Raw genomic sequence first — 2,669 nt, forward strand, 5'->3', positions numbered from 1 at the left:
TGTTGGCCACGGACTTTGTATTGATGTGCATACTTATCCACCTATCATAGCCTCTTATTCCGTTTCTGTAAGTCAGTACCGAATTTTGTAGTCTCGCTTTCTTCACTGCATCCCTCACGAGAAACCAGCTTGCGACTTACTAACACACTTTACCAACTAGCATGTAAAGGACTCAGTCTTTTCGACTTGCACCTTCTAGAGTTTATTTGTACTTTCGTACTCGATGTCCATACTGGGCACACACAGCACATTTGCAATAGGCGGGGTTTCGTACTCCGCAGACAGTTTTGTGGTAGCCGAAAGTTTTGTGCTTCGAATAAACATTAGTGGTGAAAATCCCGCCCATCGCAAATCTGCAAAACGTTGGGCGTCAGCTTAAATGACACCTGTAATTAGACAAATAAATGGGACACAAAAAGGTTTGCTTAGACTGTAAAATTTCATTTAATAGAGAGTTTGATAGTGGGTCAGAACTGACATACCCTTGTCCTGAATGTGGTAAATCAATGACACTTTTGCCACATCGTTTTAGACCACCAAAAAAGACAGATGAAAATAAATGGGAAGTTGTAAAGTTTTTAATTGACAATGGCTTTTACTATCAACACATTTCAGAACCAACAATAATTGACAATACAAAATATGTTGAGTATCCCGACAATTTACGAGAAGCTAAAGAGTTTGTAATAAAATATAAAAACCAAGCAAGAAAATGAACAAATGGAAAGTTGCTTTTTGGGTTTGCTTTACAACATTAATTCTTGTTTTAGCTTTAGGACTTTACTCAATTATTGACCAAGGAGTAACTCTGACTTATATGAAAGATGGTTATAAGGACACAGAAAATGACCTTAACAGTTTGACAAAAATTATTAATGAAACAGACTTGAGTAAAGAGCAAATTCAACAATCATTGACTAAACATAAACTCTTTGAATATATGGACTTCAAAAGTGATACTGTTTCACTTGACAGAATAACGTTGCTATTCAAAGACAACAAACTGAATAAAATAACAAAACAATGGTAGGACAAAAAGCCGAACGCCCAACATTTGGTTTGGCATTATTGGGGCTTGACGAATATAGCCTCAGCATTTGTTCTTTATTGTGCTTCAGTTCGGGCTGGACGTTATAAATTTGGCTATGAATAAAACATCAGCAATATTGCAATCATTGGGCTTCGGTTATGGGCAGACGGAATTCTAATTCCCCAACAACGCCAAGCCTTTTTCGTTGGTGGCAATTATTTCAGACCCTACGCAATGACAGAAAAAATTCTTGAAGGAAAACTTCTTTTATATTCAGAGACAGGAATGGAAGGTGGTTATTTGTCTATTCAGGACAAGAACTTTATAAAATTAGCCTCGCCAACTTTTGGAGTAACTAATGGTAATAAAGTTTGGGACAAAAATAATATCAGTCGTTTTGGACAGATTACAAATGCGGAAGTTCTTATTAATAGCGAGTGGTTGCAATTACCAGACCCAATTTGGAAAGATGAGGATTTTGAAATCTCTTCACTATATCGTGGAGAAATAAATGGCGACATGAATGCTGACAAGCGATTGGCAGAAAAATATAATTTCAAAATAAAATATTCTGTTGAACGCTTAAATGAAAAATATGGACAAGGAAATTGGAAGATTGACAAGAATCTGCCTAATGTCATTTTGAAAGACGGAACACGTTTGCATTTTGGAGATACACCAACAACAATCCCATCAAGACCTTATGGAATATCTCAATTTGCTAAAACAAGAGCTACTGTAAATTGGAGTGACGGACAGATTGAACATAAAGTTTTGTCAGACAATTTGTTAATTGAACAATCAGACTACAAAGGGCTTCATATGTTAAAAGACAAAGACATATTGAAAGTGCTTGACCTGAAAACTAAAAATATAATTTGCGAAGGACAATTAAACGAAATTCCATTGATTGTATTTAGTCAGACAAAAAAAGGACATTTTGACCAAGACAAAACTCGTTCTTGGGAACAATATTTTTCAGACAATTATTATGCAAAAATAGCAAGAAATAAAACGGCCGCACAAATCGAGTAGCCTGCCCCACTAGGAAACCCTAGCAGGGAGAGGCTCTCACACCACTGTACGTACGGGTCTCGTATACAGCGGTTCATTAAACATCGGACTTACCTTTTCATAGTAATCGTTCATACTTTCGTATCCCCTTTTTCTTAGGCGTTCTAGTGTGATAGTTGTTACCATTATAGGACTTTGGGCTATTACCCATCCTCCTTTTCGGGTTCTGCTAAATTGGTAGGCTTTACTTGGTGGAACTCCCAGTCGTATCAAGTTCTTACGTTTCCGTTCTGGCTTTTTCCAGTCTGTCCAAATGCAATATCGTAAACGGTTTCTTGTCCAACTGTCTATGCTTTTGAGTTTGCTGCCTATATTTCCAAGTTTGAAATAGTTGACCCATCCTCGTTGCAGTAGTTTCAGTTTTGTGTTACGTTCATCGAAACTCAATGGTGCAGTTTTGCGTGTTACGTCCTTGATACTTGCTTTTAGCTTCTTCCAGCTTTTGTCTAGTACTACTATCTGATATTTGCCTTTTGCTCCGTTCTCAAAGCTAGACGTAAAGCCATGTCCCAATATTTGGAAGCTTGAAGGACGTCTGATGCCACTCTTTTCAGCGTTTATCGGA

General features: G+C 37.3%; 5 protein-coding genes. 4 read left to right on the forward strand and 1 reads right to left on the reverse strand.

Going from position 1 to position 2,669, the window contains the following annotated elements:
- Positions 1 to 223 precede the first annotated feature (223 nt).
- From EGI31_RS15225 to EGI31_RS15240, 4 genes are all read left to right on the forward strand, one after another.
- Positions 224 to 379: a hypothetical protein gene (locus EGI31_RS15225; protein ID WP_255038007.1), complete on the forward strand. Its 156-nt coding sequence runs from the start codon at positions 224 to 226 to the stop codon at positions 377 to 379.
- Between the two features lie 25 nt (positions 380 to 404).
- Complete coding sequence (locus tag EGI31_RS15230; protein WP_255038008.1) at positions 405 to 716, forward strand: hypothetical protein; 312 nt, start codon at positions 405 to 407, stop codon at positions 714 to 716.
- Positions 713 to 1,030: a hypothetical protein gene (locus EGI31_RS15235; protein ID WP_255038009.1), complete on the forward strand. Its 318-nt coding sequence runs from the start codon at positions 713 to 715 to the stop codon at positions 1,028 to 1,030. The genes EGI31_RS15230 and EGI31_RS15235 overlap by 4 nt, the downstream gene beginning before the upstream one ends.
- Positions 1,031 to 1,264: 234 nt before the next feature.
- Complete coding sequence (locus EGI31_RS15240; RefSeq protein WP_255038010.1) at positions 1,265 to 2,065, forward strand: hypothetical protein; 801 nt, start codon at positions 1,265 to 1,267, stop codon at positions 2,063 to 2,065.
- Between the two features lie 36 nt (positions 2,066 to 2,101).
- On the opposite strand, the gene EGI31_RS15245 is transcribed toward EGI31_RS15240, so the two are convergent.
- Positions 2,102 to 2,669, reverse strand: a 568-nt coding sequence (locus EGI31_RS15245; RefSeq protein WP_310586222.1) for a group II intron maturase-specific domain-containing protein, incomplete at its 5' end; no start/stop codon positions are given.

It is taken from the genome of Lacihabitans soyangensis (assembly GCF_024343775.1).
GTDB classification, from domain to species: Bacteria; Bacteroidota; Bacteroidia; order Cytophagales; family Spirosomataceae; genus Leadbetterella; species Leadbetterella soyangensis.